General features: G+C 64.8%; 24 protein-coding genes. 14 read left to right on the top strand and 10 right to left on the bottom strand.

Translation table 11 applies throughout. From position 1 onward, the window contains the following. Positions 1–15 precede the first annotated feature (15 nt). The 5 genes from HMPREF9710_RS02260 to HMPREF9710_RS02240 all read left to right on the top strand — a co-directional run bounded on the left by HMPREF9710_RS02260 (position 16) and on the right by HMPREF9710_RS02240 (position 3,711). Positions 16–876, top strand: a complete 861-nt coding sequence (locus HMPREF9710_RS02260; RefSeq protein ID WP_040775486.1) for a GGDEF domain-containing protein — start codon at positions 16–18, stop codon at positions 874–876. Then, complete coding sequence (locus HMPREF9710_RS02255; protein ID WP_005663526.1) at positions 873–1,922, top strand: AraC family transcriptional regulator; 1,050 nt, start codon at positions 873–875, stop codon at positions 1,920–1,922. The genes HMPREF9710_RS02260 and HMPREF9710_RS02255 overlap by 4 nt, the downstream gene beginning before the upstream one ends. Positions 1,923–2,001: 79 nt before the next feature. Beyond that, on the top strand, positions 2,002–2,493 hold the full coding sequence (locus HMPREF9710_RS02250) for a hypothetical protein (RefSeq protein ID WP_005663525.1): 492 nt from the start codon (positions 2,002–2,004) through the stop codon (positions 2,491–2,493). Between the two features lie 22 nt (positions 2,494–2,515). Then, a complete protein-coding gene (locus HMPREF9710_RS02245) occupies positions 2,516–2,752 on the top strand; it encodes a hypothetical protein (RefSeq protein WP_005663524.1) in 237 nt (78 codons plus the stop codon). Continuing rightward, positions 2,749–3,711, top strand: coding sequence for an alpha/beta hydrolase (locus HMPREF9710_RS02240; protein WP_005663521.1), 963 nt, complete (start codon positions 2,749–2,751; stop codon positions 3,709–3,711). Before HMPREF9710_RS02245 ends, HMPREF9710_RS02240 begins: the two co-directional genes overlap by 4 nt. Positions 3,712–3,720: 9 nt before the next feature. On the opposite strand, the gene metE is transcribed toward HMPREF9710_RS02240, so the two are convergent. Then, positions 3,721–6,012 (bottom strand): 5-methyltetrahydropteroyltriglutamate--homocysteine S-methyltransferase, encoded by a 2,292-nt coding sequence (gene metE, locus HMPREF9710_RS02235; protein WP_040775483.1) that lies wholly within the window; start codon positions 6,010–6,012, stop codon positions 3,721–3,723. 103 nt (positions 6,013–6,115) lie between these two features. Between metE and HMPREF9710_RS02230 the strand changes: the two genes are divergently transcribed. The 7 genes from HMPREF9710_RS02230 (at position 6,116) to HMPREF9710_RS28195 (ending at position 12,644) form a co-directional block, all read left to right on the top strand. Continuing rightward, complete coding sequence (locus HMPREF9710_RS02230; RefSeq protein ID WP_005663519.1) at positions 6,116–6,997, top strand: LysR family transcriptional regulator; 882 nt, start codon at positions 6,116–6,118, stop codon at positions 6,995–6,997. Between the two features lie 319 nt (positions 6,998–7,316). Further along, on the top strand, positions 7,317–7,700 hold the full coding sequence (gene rpsL / locus HMPREF9710_RS02225; protein WP_005663517.1) for a 30S ribosomal protein S12: 384 nt from the start codon (positions 7,317–7,319) through the stop codon (positions 7,698–7,700). Positions 7,701–7,837: 137 nt separating this feature from the next. After that, complete coding sequence (rpsG, locus tag HMPREF9710_RS02220) at positions 7,838–8,308, top strand: 30S ribosomal protein S7 (protein ID WP_005663516.1); 471 nt, start codon at positions 7,838–7,840, stop codon at positions 8,306–8,308. Between the two features lie 129 nt (positions 8,309–8,437). Then, positions 8,438–10,543: an elongation factor G gene (gene fusA / locus HMPREF9710_RS02215; RefSeq protein ID WP_005663513.1), complete on the top strand. Its 2,106-nt coding sequence runs from the start codon at positions 8,438–8,440 to the stop codon at positions 10,541–10,543. Between the two features lie 74 nt (positions 10,544–10,617). After that, positions 10,618–11,808: an elongation factor Tu gene (gene tuf, locus HMPREF9710_RS02210; RefSeq protein WP_005663511.1), complete on the top strand. Its 1,191-nt coding sequence runs from the start codon at positions 10,618–10,620 to the stop codon at positions 11,806–11,808. A gap of 191 nt (positions 11,809–11,999) precedes the next feature. Beyond that, entirely contained in the window at positions 12,000–12,317 is a 318-nt protein-coding gene (gene rpsJ / locus HMPREF9710_RS02205; protein ID WP_005663509.1) for a 30S ribosomal protein S10, read from the top strand. Between the two features lie 135 nt (positions 12,318–12,452). After that, complete coding sequence (locus tag HMPREF9710_RS28195) at positions 12,453–12,644, top strand: hypothetical protein (protein ID WP_040774911.1); 192 nt, start codon at positions 12,453–12,455, stop codon at positions 12,642–12,644. A gap of 161 nt (positions 12,645–12,805) precedes the next feature. Here HMPREF9710_RS28195 and HMPREF9710_RS02195 read toward each other — a convergent pair whose 3' ends face one another. The 3 genes from HMPREF9710_RS02195 to HMPREF9710_RS02185 are packed head-to-tail and all read right to left on the bottom strand — an operon-like array spanning position 12,806 to position 14,210. After that, a complete protein-coding gene (locus HMPREF9710_RS02195) occupies positions 12,806–13,204 on the bottom strand; it encodes a hypothetical protein (RefSeq protein WP_051205005.1) in 399 nt (132 codons plus the stop codon). Positions 13,205–13,206: 2 nt separating this feature from the next. Then, positions 13,207–13,704, bottom strand: coding sequence for a hypothetical protein (locus tag HMPREF9710_RS02190; RefSeq protein ID WP_005663502.1), 498 nt, complete (start codon positions 13,702–13,704; stop codon positions 13,207–13,209). Positions 13,705–13,715: 11 nt separating this feature from the next. After that, the gene (locus HMPREF9710_RS02185; protein WP_005663500.1) at positions 13,716–14,210 is read right to left on the bottom strand and encodes an Hcp family type VI secretion system effector; all 495 of its coding nucleotides are present in this window, start codon (positions 14,208–14,210) and stop codon (positions 13,716–13,718) included. Between the two features lie 540 nt (positions 14,211–14,750). On the opposite strand from HMPREF9710_RS02185, the gene HMPREF9710_RS02180 reads away from it, so the two are divergent. Together HMPREF9710_RS02180 and HMPREF9710_RS02175 are read left to right on the top strand one after the other, a co-directional pair. Next, positions 14,751–15,524: a hypothetical protein gene (locus HMPREF9710_RS02180; protein ID WP_157225412.1), complete on the top strand. Its 774-nt coding sequence runs from the start codon at positions 14,751–14,753 to the stop codon at positions 15,522–15,524. After that, entirely contained in the window at positions 15,521–16,093 is a 573-nt protein-coding gene (locus HMPREF9710_RS02175; RefSeq protein ID WP_005663495.1) for a hypothetical protein, read from the top strand. Before HMPREF9710_RS02180 ends, HMPREF9710_RS02175 begins: the two co-directional genes overlap by 4 nt. 19 nt (positions 16,094–16,112) lie before the next feature. Here the strand turns inward: HMPREF9710_RS02175 and HMPREF9710_RS02170 are convergent, their stop codons facing one another. Genes HMPREF9710_RS02170 through HMPREF9710_RS02145 form a run of 6 tightly spaced genes read right to left on the bottom strand, consistent with a single transcriptional unit; the run spans position 16,113 to position 22,399 of the window. After that, positions 16,113–17,456, bottom strand: a complete 1,344-nt coding sequence (locus HMPREF9710_RS02170) for a TerD family protein (RefSeq protein ID WP_005663491.1) — start codon at positions 17,454–17,456, stop codon at positions 16,113–16,115. Then, entirely contained in the window at positions 17,453–18,367 is a 915-nt protein-coding gene (locus HMPREF9710_RS02165; protein ID WP_005663488.1) for an HpcH/HpaI aldolase/citrate lyase family protein, read from the bottom strand. Before HMPREF9710_RS02165 ends, HMPREF9710_RS02170 begins: the two co-directional genes overlap by 4 nt. Continuing rightward, positions 18,360–19,457, bottom strand: coding sequence for a cysteine protease StiP family protein (locus tag HMPREF9710_RS02160; protein ID WP_005663486.1), 1,098 nt, complete (start codon positions 19,455–19,457; stop codon positions 18,360–18,362). Before HMPREF9710_RS02160 ends, HMPREF9710_RS02165 begins: the two co-directional genes overlap by 8 nt. Beyond that, positions 19,454–20,218, bottom strand: a complete 765-nt coding sequence (locus HMPREF9710_RS02155; RefSeq protein WP_005663483.1) for a hypothetical protein — start codon at positions 20,216–20,218, stop codon at positions 19,454–19,456. The genes HMPREF9710_RS02160 and HMPREF9710_RS02155 overlap by 4 nt, the downstream gene beginning before the upstream one ends. Continuing rightward, the gene (locus HMPREF9710_RS02150) at positions 20,196–21,383 is read right to left on the bottom strand and encodes a phosphoribosyltransferase domain-containing protein (RefSeq protein ID WP_005663482.1); all 1,188 of its coding nucleotides are present in this window, start codon (positions 21,381–21,383) and stop codon (positions 20,196–20,198) included. Before HMPREF9710_RS02150 ends, HMPREF9710_RS02155 begins: the two co-directional genes overlap by 23 nt. After that, a complete protein-coding gene (locus tag HMPREF9710_RS02145) occupies positions 21,380–22,399 on the bottom strand; it encodes an ATP-grasp domain-containing protein (protein WP_005663480.1) in 1,020 nt (339 codons plus the stop codon). Before HMPREF9710_RS02145 ends, HMPREF9710_RS02150 begins: the two co-directional genes overlap by 4 nt. Positions 22,400–22,491 lie beyond the last annotated feature (92 nt).

Genomic DNA, 22,491 nt, shown 5'->3' with positions numbered 1-22,491 from the left:
TTCGAACGCTGCCCCATGTCCAACGTGATCCGCCATGCCTTGCTGATCGGCGCGCTGCTCGGCGCCTTTGCCTTCCTGTTCGTCGGCGCGGGGTCGCTCATCCCGATGGCCGAATGGGATTGGGTCGACATCGCCAGCGAGGGCGGCACCTCGCTGCTGGCGGCGCTGTGGTGCCTGATCGTGCTGTCCAGCCGGCCGGATGGGCTGGTCACGCGGCTGCTGGCCGGCGGCCTGGCCTGCATCATGCTCGGCTCCTGGGCCGACTGCCTGGACGAGGTGGTCGACGTCGACAAGGCGGCGCTGTGGGACAACGCGCTGGAGTCGCTGCTGCCGCTCGGGATGCTGGTCCTCACTGTCGGCATGGCTTACTGGAGGCTCGAGCAGGCCACGCTGTCCGACCACATGCGCAAGCGCGAGCGGCTGTTTCGCAACCACCGCCCGTTCGACCGCATCACCCAGCTGGCCGACGCCGCCTACCTGCGCGAGCAGCTGCGCCTGGAGAGTCGGCGCAACGATGGCCAGGGCTGCGCGCTGGTGCTGTTCGACATCGACGAATTCCACCGCATCAACCGCGAACACGGCCAGGCGGAGGGCGACCGCGTGCTGCAGGCGGTGGCGCACATGCTGCTCCTGAACCTGCGCAACGAAGACCTGCTGTGCCGCTATGCGGGCGATCGCTTCGCGGTGCTGATGCCCGGATTGCACGAGGGCGAGGCGCGCGAAGCCGCCCAGCACCTGTGCCGCATGGTGTCCTCGATGCGCCACCATGCGCCAAAGGGCCGGGTGCGGATCTCGCTGCGCCACGGTTGCGCGCCCGCCCAGGGCGCGCCGGATGCGCTGCTGTCCGACTTGTGCCGCCAGATGGACGCCGTGTGACCGCCTGGCAGCCGGCCGGAGAACCGTCGATCCCGGCGCGGCAGCAGCCCGCGCTGGCGCTGGAATACGGCCGCTCGCGCGATGCGAGCGACGCCGACCTGCTGCGCGATACGGGTCTGCTGGCAGGCTTGCATCCCGACCGCCTGGTGGCGCCGGCGCAATACCTGCAGCAACTGGCGAATACCCTGCATGCGCTGGACAGCCCCGACACCAGCTTCATGCTGGGCCAGCTGCTGTTGCCCGGTCACGATGGCGCCGCCAGCCACGCGCTGGTGCAGGCGCCGGACCTGCGCACGCTGCTGCAGACCCTGTGCCGTTTCCACGCGCGCCTGACGCCGCTGTTGCGGCCGCGCTTCGTGACCTGGGGCGAGGTCGCGCTGCTGTACTGGGTCGACGCCTATGGCGCGCCCGGCATCCGGCCGGCCCTGGTCGAGATGCACATGACGGCGGTGGTCGCCCTGTGCCGCTGGCTGGGCGGCGAGCGCCTGCCGTGGCGCTTCTGCTTCAACCGCGGCGCCCCGCGCCACGTCGAACAGCACCACGTCCACCTGGGCGCCGAGCTGCGCTTCGGTTGCCAGCTCGACGCCATGCTGCTGCCGGCGGCCTGGCTCGACCGGCCCTGGCCGCGCGCCAGCGAGATGGCGGCGCGCCTGGCGCAGCGGGCCGCCGAGCAGGAAGAGGCGCGCGCACCCGGCATCCTGGCCGCGTTGTACGACTATCTGCTGGCCAACGTGCGCACGGCGCCGACGCTGGAGCGCACCGCCGCCGACTTCGGCGTCAGCCCGGCGACCTTCAAGCGCCAGCTGCTGCGCCACCATACCCACTTCCAGGGCGAGCTCGACCAGGTGCGCACCCATGTGGCGCTGTGGCTGTTCCAGGTCGAGCGGGCCGACAACGAGCAGGTCGCGCGCTACCTGGGCTTTCATGACGCCGCCAATTTCCGGCGCTCGTTCAAGCGCTGGACCGGCCTCACGCCGGGACCGATCCGGGCCGCGCTGGACGGAGAGCTGGGCTGGTTCATGGGCGCGCTGGAGCCGGGAATGTAGGGCGCGAGAGAATCCGCGCATATTCCATTCTTCGAGAAGTGGTATCTTTCACGGTCAAGGCCGTTTTCGAAGAAAAGGAATGAGCGCCAGCCTGGTCCTGCATATCGTCTGTCCAACCCAGAAGCGCGGCTTTGCCGCGTGCATGTCCTTTTGCTTCGTCTGCCTGCTGGTCTATGGCCTGGCCAGCGGCGCGCAGCGCGACCTGTCGCCTGGCGTCGCCATCTTCACCGCCTGCGCGCTGGCCATCGTGAGCGTGGCGGCCTGGGCGCTGTATCGCAACTTCGTGTTCCGGGATGAGCTGTACATCGCCCCTGCGGGCGAGCTGCCGCCGATCGAGCTGGCCTTCCGGCCCGACGAGATCCGCGCGCTGCGGCTGCTGCCGGCGCCGGAGGCCTGGACGCCGGAAGCCAAGTGGGATGCCCTCGGCTTCGGCCATGGCCGGATCGAGATCGAGACCGCTACCCGCCGCTACCATTTCGGGGCGGGGCTGGACCAGCGTCAAGCCGAGGCGGCGCTGGAACGGATCCAGGATTTCTGCCTGGCGCAGCGCGGCCTGCCGGTGGCGGCGTGAATGATATTGAATGAGGAATGCTATGTCAGAGCTTGAAAGGAAGTGGTGGTTTTTCATACCCGTGGTGATCCTCACGGCGATGTCGACGATCGGGTTGCTGCACGCGGCCGGAATTCAGTACCAGCCGGTCAAGTTCAGCGCCGCGCAGTGGGCTGTCTGGTTCCTGTGTTTCGTGGGTTTGCAGCGCTGCTTTTCCTTCCTGGGCTGGCTGACGGTCCTGGCGGTCTCGCCCAGGACGATCACTGCGGAGCGCGCATGAAATCCGCCACCAGCCTCGTTGCTACCCTGCTGCTGTTCGTGGCCGCCGGCATCGCCTCGGCCCAAACGGCCGAAGAACACATCAATCTCGACACGCCGACCGGCCGCATCGCCGGCACCCTGCAATTGCCGGCCGCCCTAGAGGGCAAGCCGCGGGTCGCCTTGATCATCGCCGGTTCCGGCCCGACCGACCGCGATGGCAACAATCCCCTGATCCCGGGCCGCAACGACAGCCTCAGGATGCTGGCCGTGGCGCTGGCCGGGGAGGGCATCGCCTCGCTGCGCTACGACAAGCGCGGTGTGGCCGCCAGCCTGGCGGCCGGACCGCCTGAATCCGAGCTGCGCTTCGAGACCGGCGTCGACGATGCCGCGGCCTGGCTCGGCAAGCTGAAGGCCGATGCGCGCTTCGGCCCGGTGGCCGTGATCGGTCACAGCGAGGGATCCCTGATCGGCATGCTGGCGGCGCAGCAGGCCGGCGCCGCGGCCTTCGTCTCGATCGCCGGCGCCGCCGACGGCGCCCCGGCCATCCTGCGCAAGCAGCTTGCCGGCAAGCTGCCGCCCGAGCTCGACAAGGAAAACGAGCGCATCCTGGCGGCGCTCGAGAACGGCGCGACGGTCGACCAGGTGCCGCCCGCGCTGATGGCTGCTTACCGGCCGAGTATCCAGCCCTACGTGATCTCGTGGTTCAAGTACGTGCCGTCGCAGCGCATCGCCGCCCTGACCATGCCGGTGCTGATCGTCCAGGGCAATACCGACATCCAGGTGGAGGTGGCCCAGGCCTACGGGCTGCATCGCGCCAAGCCCGATGCGACCCTGGCCATCATTCCCGGCATGAACCATATCTTCAAGCACGTGCGGGCCGACCCGGCGCTGCAGGCCGCGGCCTACAGCGACCCGTCGCTGCCAGTCTCGCCATTGCTGGTGAAGGCGGTCAGCGACTTCCTGAAAAAGACCAACTGAGGGCTGGCTTCAGGCGGCGCGCAGGGTATGCGCCGCCGCCACCATATTGCGCAGCGCCGGCAGCACTTCTTCCCAGTTGCGGGTCTTGAGGCCGCAGTCCGGATTGATCCACAGGCGGTTGGGGGGGATGCGGGTCGCGGCCTTGCGCATCAGGTCCACGATGTGATCCTGGCTCGGGATGTTCGGCGAATGGATGTCGTACACGCCCGGCCCGATCTCGTTCGGATAGCTGAAGTCATCGAAAGCGTCCAGCAGTTCCATATCCGAGCGCGAGGTCTCGATCGTGATCACGTCGGCATCCATGGCGGCGATCGCGGTGATGATGTCGTTGAACTCCGAATAGCACATGTGGGTGTGGATCTGGGTCTCGTCCGCCACGCCGTTGGCCGTGATGCGGAATGACTCGACCGCCCAGTCCAGGTAGTCCTTCCATTCTCCGCGCCGCAGCGGCAAGCCTTCGCGCAGGGCCGCCTCGTCGATCTGGATCACGCGCACGCCGGCGCGCTCCAGGTCCAGCACTTCCTCGCGGATGGCCAGCGCCAGCTGGCGGCAGCTCACGGACCTCGGCTGGTCGTCGCGCACGAACGACCAGTTCAGGATCGTCACCGGGCCGGTCAGCATGCCCTTCATCGGTTTGTCGGTCAGCGACTGTGCGTAAGTCGTCCACTTGACCGTCATCGCCTGTGGGCGGCGCACGTCGCCGAACAGGATCGGCGGCTTCACGCAGCGCGAACCATAGGATTGCACCCAGCCGTTCTGACTGAAGGCATAGCCGTCGAGCTGCTCGCCGAAGTATTCGACCATGTCGTTGCGTTCGGCCTCGCCGTGCACGAACACGTCCAGCCCCAGCGCTTCCTGTTCGCGCACGCAGCGCGCGATCTCGCCGCGCATCGCTTCCTCGTAGGCGGCCGCATCCAGTTCGCCTTTTTTATGGGCATTGCGGGCCTGGCGGATCGCCGCCGTCTGCGGGAAGGAGCCGATGGTGGTGGTCGGGTAGCTCGGCAGCTGGAGCAGGGCGGCCTGTTGCAGGCTGCGTTCGGCGTGGCTGCTGGCGCGCTGGCCCAGCTCGGGGGTGATCGCGGCCAGGGCCTGCGCTACTTGAGGATTCGATACGCGCTTCGAGGCGCGGCGGCGGTCGATCGCGGCGGCATTCTCGACCAGTTCGAGCTGCACCTGCGAGCGGCCGTGGTCGAGCGCATGGGCCAGGATGCGCAATTCTTCCAGCTTCTGCACGGCGAACGCCAGCCACGAGCGGATTTCGGGATCGAGCGTGGTCTCGTTCTGCAGGTCGACCGGCACGTGCAGCAGCGAGCACGATGGCGCGATCCACAGGCGCTGGCCCAGTTGGCGCTGCACCGGCTCCAGCCATTCCAATGTGGCGTGCAGGTCGGTCTTCCAGATATTGCGGCCGTCGATCACGCCCAGCGACAGCACCTTGTCCGGGCCAAGGGCGTCGATCACCGGCGCGATCTCGGCGTGGGCATGGATCGCGTCCAGGTGCAGGCCGTCCACCGGCAGCGCGCAGGCCAGCGCCAGGTTATCTTCCAGGCGGCCGAAATAGGTCGCCAGCAGCAGCCTGGCGCCGCTGTGCTGGAGCAGGTCGTAGGCGCTCGCATAGGCGGCCTGCCAGCGCGCATCGAGCTCGGTAACCAGCGCCGGCTCGTCGACCTGCACCCATTCGATGCCTTGCGTGACGAACCAGGCCAGCAGCTCGGCATATACCGGCAGGAGCTTGGGCAGCAGGTCGAGCCGGTCGCTGCCGTCCTTGGCCTTGCCCAGCCACAGATAGGTGAGGGGGCCGATGATCACCGGCTTGGCCTTCACGCCCAGCGTGCGCGCCTGGGCCAGCTGTTCGTCCAGGCGCGCGGTGTCGAGCCTGAAACCGGTGTCGGCGCTGAATTCGGGGACGATGTAGTGGTAGTTGGTGTCGAACCACTTGGTCATTTCGCCGGCATGGACGCCGCCGCAGGCGTGGTCGTGATCGCCCTGGCTGCGGCCGCGCGCCACCCGGAAATAAGAATGAAGCGGCGCGTCGAGCGCATCGCCATGGTGCGCATGCGCGCGCGCTGGCACGTTGCCGAGGGTGAAGCTCATGTCCAGCACCTGGTCGTACAGCGAAAAGTCGCCGACCGCGGCGAAATCGAGCCTGGCCTGCTGCTGCCAGTGGCGCTGGCGCAGCGCTGCCGCCTGCGCGCCGAGTTCCTGGGCCGAGGCCTCGCCCTTCCAGAACCGTTCGAGGGCGAATTTCAGTTCGCGGCGCGCGCCGATGCGCGGGAAGCCGAGGGTGTGGGTAGTCGTCATGGTGAAGTCAGCCTGATAAGAATGGATGAGTTCATGATAGGCCGCTTGATTCATGAATAAAATTGGTATGATTTCATCCATCCATTAATTTCATTCATGTGACATGATCGAACGCATCCACCTGTCCCTGATCCGCGAGGTCGACCGGCGCGGCTCGCTGACCGCCGCCGCCGACGTGCTGTGCCTGACGCAATCGGCCTTGAGCCACACGGTGAAGAAGCTTGAGCAGCAGCTCGGCACGCCGGTCTGGACGCGCGAGGGGCGGGCGCTGCGCCTGACCCAGGCCGGGCGCTATCTGTTGGCGCTGGCCGAACGGGTGCTGCCCCAGCTCGAGCATGCCGAGCGCCTGATGCATGAATACGCGCGCGGCGAGCGCGGCACCCTGCGCATCGGGATGGAGTGCCATCCCTGCTACCAGTGGCTGTTGAAAGTGGTGGATCCTTACCTGGCCGCATGGCCCGAGGTCGACGTCGACGTCAAGCAGCGCTTCCAGTTCGGCGGCCTCAAGGCCCTGCACGGCTACGAAATCGACCTGCTGGTCACGCCCGACCCGCTGTTCAAGCCGGGGCTGCGCTTCGTGCCGGTGTTCGACTACGAGCAGGTACTGGTGGTGGGCAGCAGCCATCCGCTGGCCGGGCGTTCCCACGCCGAGCCGGCCGACCTGTCCGACGACGTGTTGATCACCTATCCGGTCGACGTCGAACGGCTCGACATCTACAACCAGTTCTTCCTGCCGGCCGGCTGCGCGCCGCGCCAGCGCAAGACCATCGAGACCACCGACATCATGCTGCAGATGGTGGCGAGCGGCCGCGGCGTGGCGGCGCTGCCGCGCTGGCTGGTGGACGAGTATGCGGGAAGGATGGCGGTAGCGCCGGTGCGGCTGGGGCACGAAGGGGTGTTCAAGCAGATCTTCCTGGGCACGCGCGAAGTGGATGCCGGCACCGCCTACCTGGAAGCGTTCGTGGAGATCGCGCGTCAAGCGTGAGTGCCCGCAGGCACGTTTTGCACCGTCATGGGGCAGGCCCGTCGCGGTGATGCCACATTCACCACGGTTTACCGGCCCGCTCGCCCAGGCGAGCTGAGCGAAGTGGCAAATCGGTTGACCCGCCGTCACATTCAGCGTATATTCGCGAGTTCTCGTTTTTATTCTGCACATCGTATACGCATTCGCAGCCGCTCCTTTCGTCGAGTGGCTTTCGTCGCCTGCGCTGTCAATTCTTACGGGACTAGGTTTTAGTCCCCGGGCCAGCTCGTTTGCCGTCCCGGGTCGTCAACGTAGCAGCAATTTAGTTGGATTAGGAACGATGCCAACCATCAATCAATTGATTCGCAAGCCGCGTGAAGCCGCGGTTGTGAAGAGCAAGTCGCCGGCACTGGAAAACTGCCCGCAAAAACGTGGCGTGTGCACCCGTGTGTACACCACCACCCCGAAGAAGCCGAACTCGGCACTTCGTAAAGTCGCTAAAGTGCGTCTGACCAACGGTTTCGAAGTCATTTCGTACATCGGCGGTGAAGGCCACAACCTGCAAGAACACAGTGTCGTGCTGCTGCGCGGCGGTCGTGTGAAAGACTTGCCAGGTGTGCGTTACCACATGGTTCGCGGTGCACTGGATACCCAGGGCGTCAAAGACCGTAAGCAAGCGCGCTCGAAGTACGGCGCCAAGCGTGCCAAGGCTGCGAAGAAGTAATCTTCGAGGTGCGTGTCATCGACACGTCACATTAATTAGATAAGTTGAGCCGGCCGCAAGGCCGAGTAAGTGAAGGGTCATGAGGGCCTTTCGCGAGTGTGGAATCCGCACTCAACTGAAGACAGGAAGGAATTGAAATGCCACGTCGTCGTGAAGTACCCAAGCGCGAGATCCTGCCGGATCCAAAATTCGGCAACACCGATGTCGCCAAATTCGTCAACGTTCTGATGCTGTCCGGCAAGAAGTCGGTTGCAGAAAACATCATCTACGGTGCATTCGAACACATTCAATCCAAGTCGGGCAAAGACCCGCTGGAAGTGTTCACGACCGCGATCAACAACGCTAAACCGCTGGTGGAAGTCAAGTCCCGCCGTGTCGGTGGCGCCAACTACCAGGTGCCAGTGGAAGTTCGTCCGGTTCGTCGTATGGCGCTGTCCATGCGTTGGTTGCGCGAAGCCGCAAACAAGCGCAGCGAAAAATCCATGCCGCAACGTCTGGGTGGTGAACTGATGGAAGCGGCTGAAGGCCGCGGCGGCGCAATGAAGCGTCGTGACGAAGTCCACCGCATGGCAGAAGCGAACAAGGCGTTCTCGCACTTCCGCTTCTAAAAAAATGGGCAGACCGCAGGGGGATTTTTCTCCTGAATATGCCCCTGCAGTATCTGTTGTTCAGGCCGGGCTCATTTTGATCATCAAGATGATGCTCGGTTTTGTCCATTCAAAGATTTAGGAAAAATTATGGCACGCAAGACCCCCATCGAGCGCTACCGCAATATCGGTATTTCGGCTCACATCGATGCTGGTAAAACCACCACCACCGAACGCGTCCTGTTCTACACGGGCGTCAACCACAAGATCGGCGAAGTGCACGATGGCGCAGCGACGATGGACTGGATGGAGCAAGAGCAGGAACGCGGCATTACCATTACCTCGGCAGCGACGACCTGCTTCTGGAAAGGTATGGCCGGTAACTTCGAGCCTCACCACATCAACATCATCGACACCCCGGGCCACGTTGACTTCACCATTGAAGTCGAACGCTCGATGCGCGTGCTCGACGGCGCCTGCATGGTTTACTGCGCAGTCGGCGGCGTGCAGCCACAGTCGGAAACCGTGTGGCGTCAGGCTAACAAGTACAAAGTCCCACGTCTGGCCTTCGTCAACAAGATGGACCGTACCGGCGCGAACTTCTTCAAGGTCTACGAGCAGATGCGCGCTCGCCTGAAGGCAAACCCGATCCCTCTGCAGATCCCGATCGGCGCGGAAGAAAACTTCCTGGGCGTGGTCGACCTGGTCAAGATGAAAGCAATCATCTGGGACGACGCTTCGCAAGGCATGAAGTTCGACTACCGCGACATCCCTGCGGAACTGGTCGATCAAGCCAACGAATGGCGCGAGAAGCTGGTCGAGACCGCTGCTGAAGCCAGCGAAGAGCTGATGAACAAGTACCTGGAAGAAGGCGATCTGTCGGAAGCAGAGATCAAGACCGCCCTGCGCCAGCGCACCATCGCGTCGGAAATCGTTCCGATGATGTGCGGTACCGCGTTCAAGAACAAGGGTGTGCAGGCAATGCTGGACGCCGTCATCGAATACCTGCCGTCGCCAGTGGACATCCCACCAGTCGCCGGTACCGATGAAGACGACCAGCCGGTCACCCGTAAAGCTGACGACAATGAGAAATTCTCGGCGCTGGCATTCAAGATCATGACCGACCCGTTCGTTGGCCAGCTGATCTTCTTCCGCGTCTACTCGGGCATGGTCAATTCGGGCGACACCGTCTACAACCCGGTCAAGGGCAAGAAAGAACGCCTGGGTCGTATTCTGCAGATGCACGCCAACCAGCGCGAAGAAATCAAGGAAGTGCGCGCCGGCGACATCGCCGCTGCGGTCGGCCTGAAAGAAGCGACCACGGGCGAAACCCTGTGCGATCCTTCGGCTGTCATCACCCTGGAAAAGATGGTCTTCCCTGAGCCTGTGATTCAACAGGCAGTCGAGCCGAAAACCAAGGCCGACCAGGAAAAAATGGGCCTGGCGCTGAACCGCCTGGCACAGGAAGACCCATCGTTCCGCGTACGTACCGACGAAGAATCGGGCCAGACCATCATCGGTGGTATGGGCGAGCTGCACCTGGAAATTATCGTTGACCGCATGAAGCGTGAGTTCAACGTGGAAGCGACCGTCGGCAAGCCACAGGTTGCATACCGCGAAACCATCCGCAAGGCAGTCACCGACGTCGAAGGCAAGTTCGTCAAGCAGTCGGGCGGTCGTGGTCAGTACGGTCACGCAGTCCTGTCGATCGAGCCGCAAGAGCCAGGCAAGGGCTTCGAGTTCATCGACGCGATCAAGGGCGGTGTGGTTCCACGCGAATACATCCCTGCAGTCGAAAAAGGTGTGCGCGAAACCCTGACCACCGGCGTGCTGGCTGGTTACCCAGTGGTCGACGTCAAAGTCACCCTGACCTTCGGTTCGTACCACGACGTCGACTCGAACGAAAACGCGTTCCGCATGGCGGGCTCGATGGCGTTCAAGGAAGGCTGCCGTAAAGCGAATCCGGTCATCCTCGAGCCGATGATGGCCGTGGAAGTGGAAACGCCTGAAGACTACGCTGGCTCGGTGATGGGTGACCTGTCGTCGCGTCGCGGTATGGTCCAGGGCATGGACGAAATCCCAGGCGGCGGCGGCAAGATCATCAAGGCCGAAGTCCCGCTGTCGGAAATGTTCGGTTACTCGACCTCGCTGCGTTCGGCGACCCAGGGCCGCGCGACCTACACGATGGAATTCAAGCACTATTCGGAAGCTCCGAAGCACGTGATTGACGCCATCGTCACCGCGAAGTCCAAGTAATAGATAATGGAGGGATGGGACGTCCCATCCCTCCAGTTAAACAAATATATCGTTTCTCTTAAAGGAATTAGGAAATGGCAAAAGGTAAATTCGAACGGACCAAGCCGCACGTCAACGTCGGCACCATCGGTCACGTTGACCACGGCAAAACCACCCTGACGGCTGCAATCGCTACCGTCCTGTCGAAGAAATTCGGCGGCGAAGCCAAGGCCTACGACCAGATCGACGCGGCTCCGGAAGAAAAAGCACGCGGCATCACCATCAACACCGCGCACGTCGAGTACGAAACCGAAAACCGTCACTACGCTCACGTTGACTGCCCAGGCCACGCCGACTACATCAAGAACATGATTACCGGTGCTGCGCAGATGGACGGCGCGATCCTGGTGTGCTCGGCCGCTGACGGCCCAATGCCACAGACCCGCGAGCACATCCTGCTGGCGCGTCAGGTTGGCGTTCCATACATCATCGTGTTCCTGAACAAGTGCGACCTGGTCGACGACGCAGAACTGCTGGAACTGGTCGAAATGGAAGTCCGCGAACTGCTGTCGAAGTACGAGTTCCCAGGCGACGACCTGCCAATCATCAAGGGTTCGGCACGTATGGCGCTGGAAGGCCAGCCAGGCGAAATGGGCGAAGAGTGCATCGCCCGTCTGGCAGAAGCTCTGGACACCTACATCCCAACCCCGGAACGTGCTGTTGACGGCGCCTTCCTGATGCCAGTCGAAGACGTGTTCTCGATCTCGGGCCGCGGCACCGTCGTGACCGGTCGTGTCGAGCGCGGCGTGATCAAAGTCGGCGAAGAAATCGAAATCGTCGGTATCGTTGACACCGTCAAGACCACCTGCACCGGCGTGGAAATGTTCCGCAAGCTGCTGGATCAAGGTCAAGCTGGCGACAACGTCGGTCTGCTGCTGCGCGGCACCAAGCGTGAAGACGTGCAGCGTGGTCAGGTTCTGGCAAAGCCAGGCTCGATCAAGCCACACAGCAACTTCACCGGTGAGATCTACGTCCTGTCGAAAGACGAAGGCGGCCGTCACACCCCGTTCTTCAACAACTATCGTCCTCAGTTCTACTTCCGTACGACTGACGTGACCGGTTCGATCGAACTGCCAGCAGACAAAGAAATGGTCATGCCAGGCGACAACGTCTCGATCACCGTCAAGCTGATCGCTCCGATCGCGATGGAAGAAGGTCTGCGCTTCGCAATCCGCGAAGGCGGCCGTACCGTCGGCGCCGGCGTCGTGGCAAAAATCATCGCCTAATTCATCAGGCCTTGATCGCAGGTAGGCGCTCTCCGGAGCGTCTTGCCGGCACAACGATGGGGACAGACTTTTTGGTCTGTCCCCATCTGTTTGAGCGGGAACGATGATATACTCCCGCCTCTTGAGCAGTACCGAAGTACCTTTACCACATTGCCGGCAGCAAGCCGGAACGTTCTTTTAAAGGAATTAGCATGTCCGCTCCAAACCAGAAAATCCGTATCCGCCTGAAAGCGTTTGACTACAAGCTGATCGACCAGTCCGCACTGGAAATCGTCGACACCGCCAAGCGCACCGGCGCCGTCGTCAAGGGCCCAGTCCCACTGCCGACCCGCATCCAGCGTTTCGACGTGCTGCGTTCCCCACACGTGAACAAGACCTCGCGCGACCAGTTCGAAATCCGTACGCACCAGCGTCTGATGGACATCGTGGACCCGACCGACAAGACCGTTGACGCACTGATGAAGCTGGACCTGCCAGCTGGCGTCGACGTCGAAATCAAGCTGCAGTAATATTTTTTCATCTGGCGGAGTCTTCCGCCGATGGACATGGGGCCGGTATCGCTTAGCGAGCCGGCCTTCTGTTTTTATGCGCAAGAAAGCGTATCGTCAGATGCAATCGTTTTTTACTTGTGGCATAGTTAAAGCATGAAAGCCTTGAAAAGCCAGCTCGCGTCAGAACTCCTTGCTGATCCGCAAGCTCGGGACCAGTTGCGCCAGTTCATGACCAGCAAACGGAGCCTCCCGCAAACGGCACGCCAGGCTGCTGCAGGCGAGTTCAAGATTCGCCGTGACGACGGTCAGTCGGTTCGCGTTACTATCGTACCCAAGGCCGCATAACACCACGTTCTGATGAACGTCGCGTTGCCTGCGCTGATCGTTTTTTTCCTGCTCCTGCCGGGCTTCATCTTCCGCACCAATCTCAAGCGAGCAGAGCGTACATCCCTGGATTTCTCACCTTTCGGGCAAGTCGTTGCCGAAGGGATTCTGTGGGCATCGGTTCAACACGTTACCCGAACGTCGCCCTCGCCAGTTCGCAGGTCGATCCCTATCCAGCATCGGTAAAGTGAGTTTTTAGGATTTTCCAAGCGAGGAGTAAATGAGCAATAGATGCCCTTTTTCTCTCGTACCCGATAACCCTTTTCGCCGCTCCCACAGACGGGCTCTACGTCCGGCCCGATCTGCTCGAACACCTGTCTCGCCGCTTCGTCCCTGAAAGCGACCGAAAGTGCGCTGTCTGTCTTCGTAGGAAGCTCCGAATAGGCAGTGCCGCCTGAGTGAATCTTGTAGTTGGCATTGAGCGGGTTCCACTGATTCAGCTCGTGGGGCTTTTTGTTGTCTTCGGCAGCGCTGCCTATCTGGCACAGGCCAGCGAGAACTAGCAAGGTCAATTTGCGCATACTCATCCGATCAAGGCTACATGGAAATGGTCGTCATGACGCCTGGCTGTCCTAACGAACGGGATGCTGGTGTCGTTGAACAGAACGAGCCTGACCGGGGCGAAGGTGCGGAACAACTCGATCAGTTTCGCTGTCCCATCTCTGTCGTACAGCTGCGCTTGCCTCCATGTCACCGGTTCTTCGAGCCCATCCTTACGAAGTGGCCGGACATCCACCTGCAGGCCGTCCAGATGGGAGTCGTGATCATCGTCATCGAATGCGTCAGCACGACTGATGTTACCGATGCCGAAGCGGCGCCGATCAATGGCCTGCCACTCCAGGCCCACGCGCAGAATTGCCTGCATCATGATCGGGTGAGGGTACTGGTATCCACCCCTGTCCGGCTTGTTGTCCATGGTGCCGTAGGTGTAGTAGCCGGACTCTGCCGGCGAACGCGGCAGCATGAAGAAGCCGCGCGAGTCCTGGGTGGGCCGGAGCGGGTCGTCTTTTTGATCGGCCATGTCCACCTCCGTTACGCGCACGACTTGTTGCAGCCCAGGTCCCAGCCGCCGGCGGTTTGACCGCCCGTACCGCCGCCGATCTTTTGCTGCGTGTACCTCCATTTGACCTTGCTGAAGTGGAGGGAGATGTGGTCACGCAGGATGCTTCCCTCCGCCACCATCTGTTCCATGTTGCCGATCAGTACGTTCTCTAACTCGACCTCATAATACTTCACCCGATTGCCGTCACCATCGGCTCGCATGAATTCCATCTTCGCCTTCGGGATGGTTTTGCCGTTCGAGCAGTGCTGCATCAGTACAGGCGATGCGAGGTCGGCGAGCTTGGCCAGCGACAGCGTGCAGTATTCGCTGCGCCCCGTGGTGCGGCCACCGGTAGCGGAGCCCGGCGAGCTGACAGGTTGCGCCACACCCCATTGAGCCTGCACGATTTCGATCCAGTCCTTGTGCTTGTCGTCATGGGATTCACCCTTGATACCGTCAATCTGCAGATACACGTCGATTGCCATTTGTAGTCTCCGTGGTTCAGGTTGAAGTGCCTTTGGAAATACTTCGTGATGCGCCTCTTGCGGGCGCTGGCGGTTCTGTTGCGGTTCGGCGTGGCGAGGACTTCCAGCGCAAGGGCTGTCCAGACGTGCATGTGGCGCCCCCTTGAGGAAAGTTGGCGAACTCAAGAGGGCATTGTTGCGCCAAGCCGAACACAAGGACTTGGCACGAGTCAATCCTTGGCCTCCTGAGCATCAAGCGGACAATAAGTCAGGCCCGGTGATGCTTTGCAACGAGCGCAGTTCCACGTCGCAGGGAGCTGGTCTCATTTCAGCCATGCGAGGCGCATGATCTTCTATGTGGCGATCGCCAGCCGTTGTTCATATTCCTTCCGCATGCTGTAATCGAATGGTTCATCCTCCTATCGTCGATCCATGCAGCCGCCCTCACTTGTTTCCTCCTTGCGCACCACATCCTGGCGCGATCTAGCCGGTTGGGGTCTCGCCGCCTTATTCCTGGTCTCCATCGCCAGGACGCTCGCTCCTGATGCCGCCAAGCCCTTCTTGCGCAGTCTCGGCCTGTCCTTGCCCCTGTTGCTGCTGATGGCGAAAGACATCGCCCACGCGCCGGACGCCTGGCAGCGCCTGCGCAGCGCGCATGCGGCCCGGGCCCCATGGCATGCGCGGGTAACGGCGCTGCTGCCGCCCGAACTGGTGGGGATGCTCCGGCTTGACCGCCTGCTGTGGATCGGCTGCTTCAGGCGCCTGCGGCGGCAAACCGCTGCGTGCACGCTGCCGGACGGCGTCGCGCTGACCTACCTGGAACGCGGCGCCTACGGCACCGCCACCGCCGTCGTCTTCGTCAGCCTGTTGCTCGAGCTGCCGGTGCACGTCCTGCTGCTGAACCTGTTCGTCGAGGATGCCGGCAAGCTGGCCCTGCTGCACGTCCTCGGCGCCGTCGCCGTGCTGTACACGCTGGCCTGGGTGCTCGGCGACCGCTGGCATATCGGGGCAGGGCGTCATGTCATGACGGACGATGCGCTGCACCTGAGCGTGGGAGCGCGTGTCGAAGGCGTGCTGCCGCTGGCGGCGGTCGCGCGCCTGGAGAGGGTCGATGCGCCGCTGCCGATCTGGCGCCGGCGCCATGGGGTGGCGAGCCGGGACACGCTGCTGGTCACGCCGTTCGACAAGCCGAACTGCGTGCTGGTGCTCGCCGACGACGCGCGCATCGATATCCTGCACTGGCAAGCGAGGAAGCGCCTGCCGCGTTACGTGTTCCTGTATCTCGACCGCCCCGAACTGCTGGCGGCGCGGCTTCGCCGGCGGGACGACGCTTGACGCGGGGCGTCTCCGGCGCGCTGGTCGCGCTGGCGCATCTCCTGTTCGTGCTTGCGCTGCTGCGCTTCGCGGAAACGCCCGATGCGCGCTACGCGGAGGCGCCCGTCGACTACGTTGCGGTCGTCTTCATTCCGGCGCCGCGGCCGCCGGCGCCGGCAGCGGCGCTCGCGCCGCCTCCGGTCACGGCGGCGCCGCTGCGCCGGCCGAATCGGATGAGGGCGCCGGCCGTGGAAATGCCAACGCCACCGGCGCCGCTCGCCGCGGCGCCCGAGACGCCGCCGGCGACGGACAGTCAGCAGACGCTGGCGCCGGCCAGGACCATCGATATGGAATCCTTGCGCGCCGCGGCGCGGCAAGTGGAAAGCGCGCGGGCGCCGACCGCGCTGCAAAGCCTGCGCGAATCCGAACAGATGCGCGCCAGCGACGACAGCGACCTGTCACGCGCGGTGCGCAGGGCGAAGCGCCCTGACTGCCAGACCAAGTATGCCGAGGGCCGGACGACGGTCAACCTGCTGTTGCTGGTGCCGCTCGCCATCGAGACGATCACCGACAAGGGCTGCAAGTGGTAGCAGCCCTGCCGTAACGGGTTTACTTGCTGCCGGTCTTCCAGCGCATGCCGAAGCCGTAGTGCCGGTCCATCAGCTCGTGCGCGCTGGTCATGCCCTGCTGCTGGAAGTACTCGGCCAGCTTGGTGATCACCAGGTTGCCGCCGCGGTTCTCGATCAGCGCGATCGCGCACATGATCTGGCGGTCGCCGCCGTCGAGTTTCACTTCGACCGGCGCCTGGCCCGGCGCCGTCACCGTCACCACGCCATTGGTCACGCCCCAGTTGGCCGCGCCTTCGTAGATGAAGGAAAAGATCACCGCGCGCTTGATCTTGTCGAAGCGTTCGCCGTTGATGAACAGGTTCTCGCCATTGGCGGCGGCGCCGGTGCGGTCGTCGGCATCGAGCTGGATGAAAGGTTCGCGCTCATAGTCGCCGAAGGTGTTGCCCAGCGCCTGCACCAGGCCGCGGCGGCCGTCGGCCAGCTCGTACATGCAGCCGAGATCGAGGTCGATGCCGCTGCGGCCCTTGCGCGCCGCGCCGGCCTTGTTGGCCATCTCGCCGGCCTTGTTCGCGAGGTCGCCCGCCATGCTGGTGAGGCGGTCGAGGAAGCCGCCGCCGCGCGCGGCCGAAGAGGGAGGCGGCGGCGAGGCCGGCGGCGGCGCGATGGCGGCCTGGTTCCAGTTCAGGTTGACGTGGATGCGGCCGTAGCCGCCGCCGGGTCGCTTGTCGAGCGAAACCTTGTCGCCGCGCTTGTCGAGCGTGACCTTGGACAGCGAGACCGCCGGCTTGGGCGCAGGAGCAGGAGCAGGAGCAGGAGCAGGAGCAGGAGCAGGAGCAGGAGCAGGAGCAGGCGCGGGTGCGGCCGGCGCCGGCGTACCCGCCTCGGCGCCGCCGAAGTGCTTCAGCAGCGCCGACAGGCCGCCATTGAAGCCCTGGCCGACGGCGCCGAAGCGCCACAGGCCGTCACGTCGATAGAGTTCGGCCACGATCAGGGCCTTCTCGTCGCCGAAGTCGGCGCCCGACCATGGGAAGCGCACGGCGCTGCCCAGCGACAGTGAGCTGGCTCCCAGCGTGCGCATGGTGGCTGCGCCGTCGATCGTCGCCACGAACACGAGTTTCGTGATTGAGCTGGGCAACAGGTCGAGGTTCAGCGCGAAGCGCGCGCGAGCGCCGCTCAGGTCCAGGCGCACCGCGCCTTCGGGGCTGGCCAGCTGGTTGTAGAACACCATGTAGCGGTCGTCCGACAGCTTGTCGTTGGCGTCCAGGCCAAAGCAGGATACGTCGACCGAGGCGCCGTTGGCGGCGATCTCGACGTCGACATCGAAGATGTGGCCGGCGCCGAGGTCGGCCAGCTTGCCCTTCTGTCCGCGTCCAAATGTAGTCATGAGGGTTCTCCTTCCAGGAATGGTTTGTGGCCCAGTTCGGCGCGCGAGCCGAACAGGCGCGATTGTTCGAGGGTGCGCTCGGCCCAGGCGCGGTGGGTGGCGACTTCCTGCATCGCGTCGTCCATGCGGAACACCGCCGGGCTCGAGGCGTCGAGGATGGCGCGCGCCACCGCCAGGTCTTGCGGCGTCACCTTGAAGTGCTGCTCGATCGCCGCGATCTGGGTAGGATGGATCGCGGTCTTGCCGACCATGCCGTGGGCCAGGTCTTCGATCACTTCCTGGTCCAGCAGTTCGGGCAGGTCGAGGTATTCGAACACCGGCGCGGTCAGCATGAAGCCGTAGGGCCGGAAGGTCGTCACCAGGCGCGAGATCACCGGCCCGAGCGGCGTGCGGTACAAGGTCATGCCGCGCGGGCGGCGCAGGCCGAGCAGGGCCAGCAGGTCGTTGCCGCCGATGCGCAGCGCCAGGATGCGGTGGCGCACGCCCGGCGCCTCCAGGGCGGCGCGCAGGCCCTGCATTTCGCCGTCGTCGAAGGCCTCGGCCGTCTCCAGGGTCGGCATCAACACGTGTCCGGTGTGGCGCACCAGCTTGAAATAGCTGTCGAAGTTGTGGCGCGTGATCTTGGGCAGCACGAAGCCGGTGAGCTTCTCGGCGCCGGGCATGGCCAGCACGCGCGCCAGCACTTCGGGATTGCGCACCCGCACGAAGCGGTCGGCCGCCACGTCCAGGCGCATGTTCGCCAGCACCACCGACAGGTTGAACAGCGACCAGCTGAGTTCCCGGTCGGCGATCGAATCCTCGGTGCAGAAGATCAGCGAGCGCGCGTGCGGCAAGCGCTCGCCATTGGCGATCGCGGTCAGGTTCTTGTGATTGGCCGGCACGTACAGCGACGCGCCCAGTGATTTAGCCATCCGATGCACTCCTGATCAGGGATACTGCGTGATAGGGCAGGTGCGGGTCGATCTCGACCGGCACCCGTTTTTCTTCGGCCAGCACGGCCAGGTGCGCCACTTCGGCGGCGCCAGGGTCGCGCAGCACGACCAGGCGCGGCACGCGGCGCAGCAGCACGCGCGTGGCTTCGCCAATGCCGGGCTTGACCAGGTTGACGTCGGCAATGCCGTAGCGCCGCATCGCGGCGCCGATGTAGTCCTGCGAGCGCGCGCGCGCGGCCGCGGCGTCGATCGCTTCCGCGCGCGGCAGCGTGTCGGCTTGCGCCAGCGCCAGCGCCAGCAGCTCGTCGGCGAACGCCTGCGAGCGGTCCACCGCCGCGAACTGTTCGTAGAACACGCAGCCGTGGAAGTCGTCGGCGCGCATGTCCTCGCTCATCACCGTGCGGCTCACCAGGCCCGACACCGTGGCGTTCAGGATGCTCGACGGGATCAGGTAGTCGTCGCACGAGGCGGCGCAGGCGCTAGCGCCGGCCAGGTCGGACAGCACGTGCAGGCCGGCGTCGATATGGGTGCCGTGGCGCACGTTGAACACCTCGATCGAGCCGGCCAGTTCGCGCGCGATCACGCCCTTGCCGGTCCAGCCGTCGAGGAAGACGATGGAATCGGGCTGGTGCCCGTGCGCCAGGATGTGGCGCAGGGCGGCGGCGTCGATGCCGCGATCGCGCACGATCGACACCGAATAGTGCACGGCGTCGCGTCCGAACAGCTCGCGCAGCAGGCGGGCGACGACCACCCCGACCGGGGTGCCGGCGCGCGCCAGCGACACCAGCGCCAGCCGGTGCAGCGGGCGCGCGGCGATCAGGCGGGCCAGGCGCAGGCAGTCGCGCGCCATGCGCGCGTTGTTGGCGCGGCAGGCCTCGTCGAACAGCGCCATGTAGCGCGCCGACGGCGCCGACTCGGGCGACAGCATCTGGCTGTAGTGGCGCCGGCCGCTCTGGATCAGCGCTTCCTTCTCGGCGACGTCGACGAAGCCCTCCTGCGGCAGGCGGCGCAGCAGGAAGCTGACCTCGCCCTTGCGGTAGCTGCCGGAGAAGTCTTCCCAGTCGCTCACAGCGCCCCCACGGTGATGCCGGCGAGCTGCGTGCCGCGCGGGATGATGGCGTAGTCGCAGGCAGCCATGAAGCGCGCGTCCGAGCGGCTGTCGCCCATGCCGAAGGTGACGATCTCGCCGAATTCGCGCTTCAGGCGCTGGGTGATGTGGGCCACCGCGTTGGCCTTGTTGAGCGCCTTGGGCAGGATGGCCAGGTTGTTGCCGTTGCGGTGGATGAAGTAATCGCGGTCGCCGTCGGCGATCCAGGGCCGCACCACGTCTTCCTCGAGCGGCGCCAGGCGCTCGGCCTGTTTGTCCGGATCCTTCACCACCAGGAAGAACGGGGTGGCGAAATCCTCGATCATGCGCGCGCGGCCGCCATAGCCGCTGCGCTTCCCATGGTCGTCGATGTGGGCGGCCAGCTCTTGCAGGCCGGGCAGCGCGGCATGCATCGCCGTGCGCATGCCGTCCAGCCAGGGCTGGTCGAGCGCGCCGCCCGGCTCGAGCACCACGCCGCCATAATTGATGACGGCGTAGCTGTCGAACGGCAGCGACACCCGGCGCAGGCCGTCGAGGTCGCGCGCGGTGGTCGGGATCATCGTCATCCCGTCCTGCAGCAGCGCCAGGAACGAGCGCTGCGAAGGCGTGGTATAGGAACAGATGCTGCCGTCCTTGTAATAGGCGGCCGGCTCCAGGGCGCCCGGGGTGTCCCGGTGCGCGCCGCATTTGCCGAAGGTCTGGAACAGCGTGTCGTCCAGGTCAGCGAACAGGAACTTCTTCAACGTGGTCCTCGGACTGGAAGTGGAATAGCCGCGCGTTCAGCTGGCCGGCCAGCTGGAACAGCGCGGGGCCGGGCGCGGTCTCGTGACAGACCAGCACGTGCTCGTACTGGCCGGGCGCGACGTTGTACAGGTAATTCGCGATGCCCTCGCCGTAGTTGTCGGGGAAGGTCAAGGCATGGCTCACCGCGCCCCAGGTGAGGATCGGCGAACGCGTGGTCGACTGCACCACCACGTCGACGCCATGGCGCTGCAGGGCGGCGCCGAACAGGGTCGAGACGTGCATGAATTCGCCGGTGCCCAGCACCAGCACCCGGCTGCCGGGCGCGAACTCGCCGGCCAGGCGCGCCGCCAGTCGCTCCGGCGCCCGCAATGCCCGCGCCGTGCCGAGGCGGCCGAAGGCGGGGCTGGCGCCGCGGTCGGCGTCTTCCGCATAGCGCTGCGCCACGCCGCGGTCGGGCGGCAGCGCTCCCTGCGCGAAGCTGAATTCGCCCTCGACCAGCGCGCCGCTCGTCACCGGCATGCCGAAGCGGGCGTCCAGCGCGTCGGTCGCGGCGCGGCCCATGAAATTGGTGATGGTGGCCAGGTGCACCCGTTCCAGGCCCGGATTCAGGCGGCGACAGGCGGCGGCCAGGTTGACGAAGGTATTGCCGGTGCTGGCTTCGTCGTCGACCAGCACCAGGGTGCGTGCGGCCAGCAGCAGAGCGTGCAGCTCGGGCTCGACCGGCGCGTGCAGGAACTGGCGCGGCGCGTGACTGTGCGCTTCCTCGAATTCGATCAGCGGGCCATCGCCGACCCGGTAGCGGGTGGTGTGCAGGAACAGCGCCTGTTGGCCCGGATGGGCGCGCAGCCAGGCTTCGAACACGCCCTGGCCCAGGCCGATCGCGGTCTCCGCCATGGCGATGAACACCACCGGGCCCTGGACCGCGCCTTTGAGCTGCGGCACGGTCGCGGCCAGGCGCTCGTGCACCGTCAGCATGTCGATCGGTTGTGCCGGCCAGTGCTTGCCCAGCACCTTGCTGAGGAACAGGAAGCCGCGCTTGGCGTTGGCGCGCGCGGCAAAGCCGAGCAGGGCGTCGAGTTCGGACGCGCCGCTGTCGATGCGCAGGTCGAGGACACCGGTCGGCAGTTCGATGCGCTGGATGGGGAATGGGTGCGGCGCGTTCATGCCAGCTCCGTCGCGACGCTGACTTCGGCCACGCGCATGCCGTGGCGCGGCGCGGGAATCTCGAGGCCATCGTAGCCTTCGGCAAAGCCGCGCAGCGCGATATAGGGCAGGTTGGGGCCGGCCAGGCAGGCCATGCCGATCCCGCCCGACATGCGCGGATTGATTTCCAGCAGGCGCGGGCGGCCGCCGCCCTCGCGGAACTGGACGTTGAACACGCCATTGAGCTGGTAGTCGGCGGCCAGGCGCGTCGTCGCATCCAGGATGTCCTGGCGCATGTCGATCAGCTGGCCGCTGCCGGCTTGCGGCAGCTTGCGGCGTACCACGCCCGTGACCAGGCGCCCATGGTCGCCCACGCAGTCGACGCTGTATTCGGGGCCGTCCAGGAATTCCATCAGCAGCATGGTGTTGAAAGTCTCCAGCTCTCCCAGCCCGCGGCGCAGGTCCTGGTAGCCGATGTGGTACTCCACGCCTTTGATCAGCAGCGCGGCGCTGCTGCGCTCTTCGTCGACGATGGCGAAGCCCAGGCCATAGATGCCGTGCGCCGGCTTGACGCACAGCTTCGCATGGTGGGGGCGCAACTCGGCATAGGCGGCGTCGAACTGCTCCAGGGTCGCGAAGGGGCGGAACGCCGCCACCGGCGCGTCCGGCAGCACCGTCGCGGCATAGAAATCGGCCTTGTCGTGGATGCGTTTCAGCTGCGCCGGCGGGGCGGCGCTGAGCACGCGGGTCTTGATGTCGGCGAAGCGCGCATGCTCGGCCGCCAGCAGGGTGGCTTCGCGGCCCGGCACGAAGATGTCGATCCTGTGGTCGCGGCAGAAGGCGAGGCACCAGTCGACATAGGCGTCGCCTTTCAGGCCGGTCGGCTCGACGTGGAATTCATGGGCCAGGCGCGCGGCCGGCGCATGGCGGTTGGCGTTGCTGTGGATGATGGTGAAACGGCCTTCGGTATCGGCCTCGCGGATCAGCTTGATCGCCGCATTCACGGACGAAAACGTCCTGTTGTACCAGACGCGCATGTGGACTCTCTTGATGGATGATCGGCCACTGGCGTGGCGTTGCGGGCCCGCGCCAGGCGGCGCGGGCCGTCAGGGAAGCTCCCTGTGAAACT

This window comes from Massilia timonae CCUG 45783, assembly GCF_000315425.1.
Taxonomy (GTDB): Bacteria; Pseudomonadota; Gammaproteobacteria; order Burkholderiales; family Burkholderiaceae_D; genus Telluria; species Telluria timonae.
This window is presented reverse-complemented; position numbering and strand designations above follow the sequence as displayed.

Bases quoted from the DNA above. Each gene is read 5' to 3' on its own strand.
- HMPREF9710_RS02260 (WP_040775486.1), top strand. From the start codon at position 16: ATGTCCAACGTGATCCGCCATGCCTTGCTGATCGGCGCGCTGCTCGGC.
- HMPREF9710_RS02250 (WP_005663525.1), top strand. From the start codon at position 2,002: ATGAGCGCCAGCCTGGTCCTGCATATCGTCTGTCCAACCCAGAAGCGC.
- HMPREF9710_RS02245 (WP_005663524.1), top strand. From the start codon at position 2,516: ATGTCAGAGCTTGAAAGGAAGTGGTGGTTTTTCATACCCGTGGTGATC.
- HMPREF9710_RS02240 (WP_005663521.1), top strand. From the start codon at position 2,749: ATGAAATCCGCCACCAGCCTCGTTGCTACCCTGCTGCTGTTCGTGGCC.
- metE (WP_040775483.1), bottom strand. From the start codon at position 6,012: ATGACGACTACCCACACCCTCGGCTTCCCGCGCATCGGCGCGCGCCGC.
- HMPREF9710_RS02230 (WP_005663519.1), top strand. From the start codon at position 6,116: ATGATCGAACGCATCCACCTGTCCCTGATCCGCGAGGTCGACCGGCGC.
- rpsL (WP_005663517.1), top strand. From the start codon at position 7,317: ATGCCAACCATCAATCAATTGATTCGCAAGCCGCGTGAAGCCGCGGTT.
- rpsG (WP_005663516.1), top strand. From the start codon at position 7,838: ATGCCACGTCGTCGTGAAGTACCCAAGCGCGAGATCCTGCCGGATCCA.
- fusA (WP_005663513.1), top strand. From the start codon at position 8,438: ATGGCACGCAAGACCCCCATCGAGCGCTACCGCAATATCGGTATTTCG.
- tuf (WP_005663511.1), top strand. From the start codon at position 10,618: ATGGCAAAAGGTAAATTCGAACGGACCAAGCCGCACGTCAACGTCGGC.
- rpsJ (WP_005663509.1), top strand. From the start codon at position 12,000: ATGTCCGCTCCAAACCAGAAAATCCGTATCCGCCTGAAAGCGTTTGAC.
- HMPREF9710_RS28195 (WP_040774911.1), top strand. From the start codon at position 12,453: ATGAAAGCCTTGAAAAGCCAGCTCGCGTCAGAACTCCTTGCTGATCCG.
- HMPREF9710_RS02195 (WP_051205005.1), bottom strand. From the start codon at position 13,204: ATGCGCAAATTGACCTTGCTAGTTCTCGCTGGCCTGTGCCAGATAGGC.
- HMPREF9710_RS02190 (WP_005663502.1), bottom strand. From the start codon at position 13,704: ATGGCCGATCAAAAAGACGACCCGCTCCGGCCCACCCAGGACTCGCGC.
- HMPREF9710_RS02185 (WP_005663500.1), bottom strand. From the start codon at position 14,210: ATGGCAATCGACGTGTATCTGCAGATTGACGGTATCAAGGGTGAATCC.
- HMPREF9710_RS02170 (WP_005663491.1), bottom strand. From the start codon at position 17,456: ATGACTACATTTGGACGCGGACAGAAGGGCAAGCTGGCCGACCTCGGC.
- HMPREF9710_RS02165 (WP_005663488.1), bottom strand. From the start codon at position 18,367: ATGGCTAAATCACTGGGCGCGTCGCTGTACGTGCCGGCCAATCACAAG.
- HMPREF9710_RS02150 (WP_005663482.1), bottom strand. From the start codon at position 21,383: ATGAACGCGCCGCACCCATTCCCCATCCAGCGCATCGAACTGCCGACC.
- HMPREF9710_RS02145 (WP_005663480.1), bottom strand. From the start codon at position 22,399: ATGCGCGTCTGGTACAACAGGACGTTTTCGTCCGTGAATGCGGCGATC.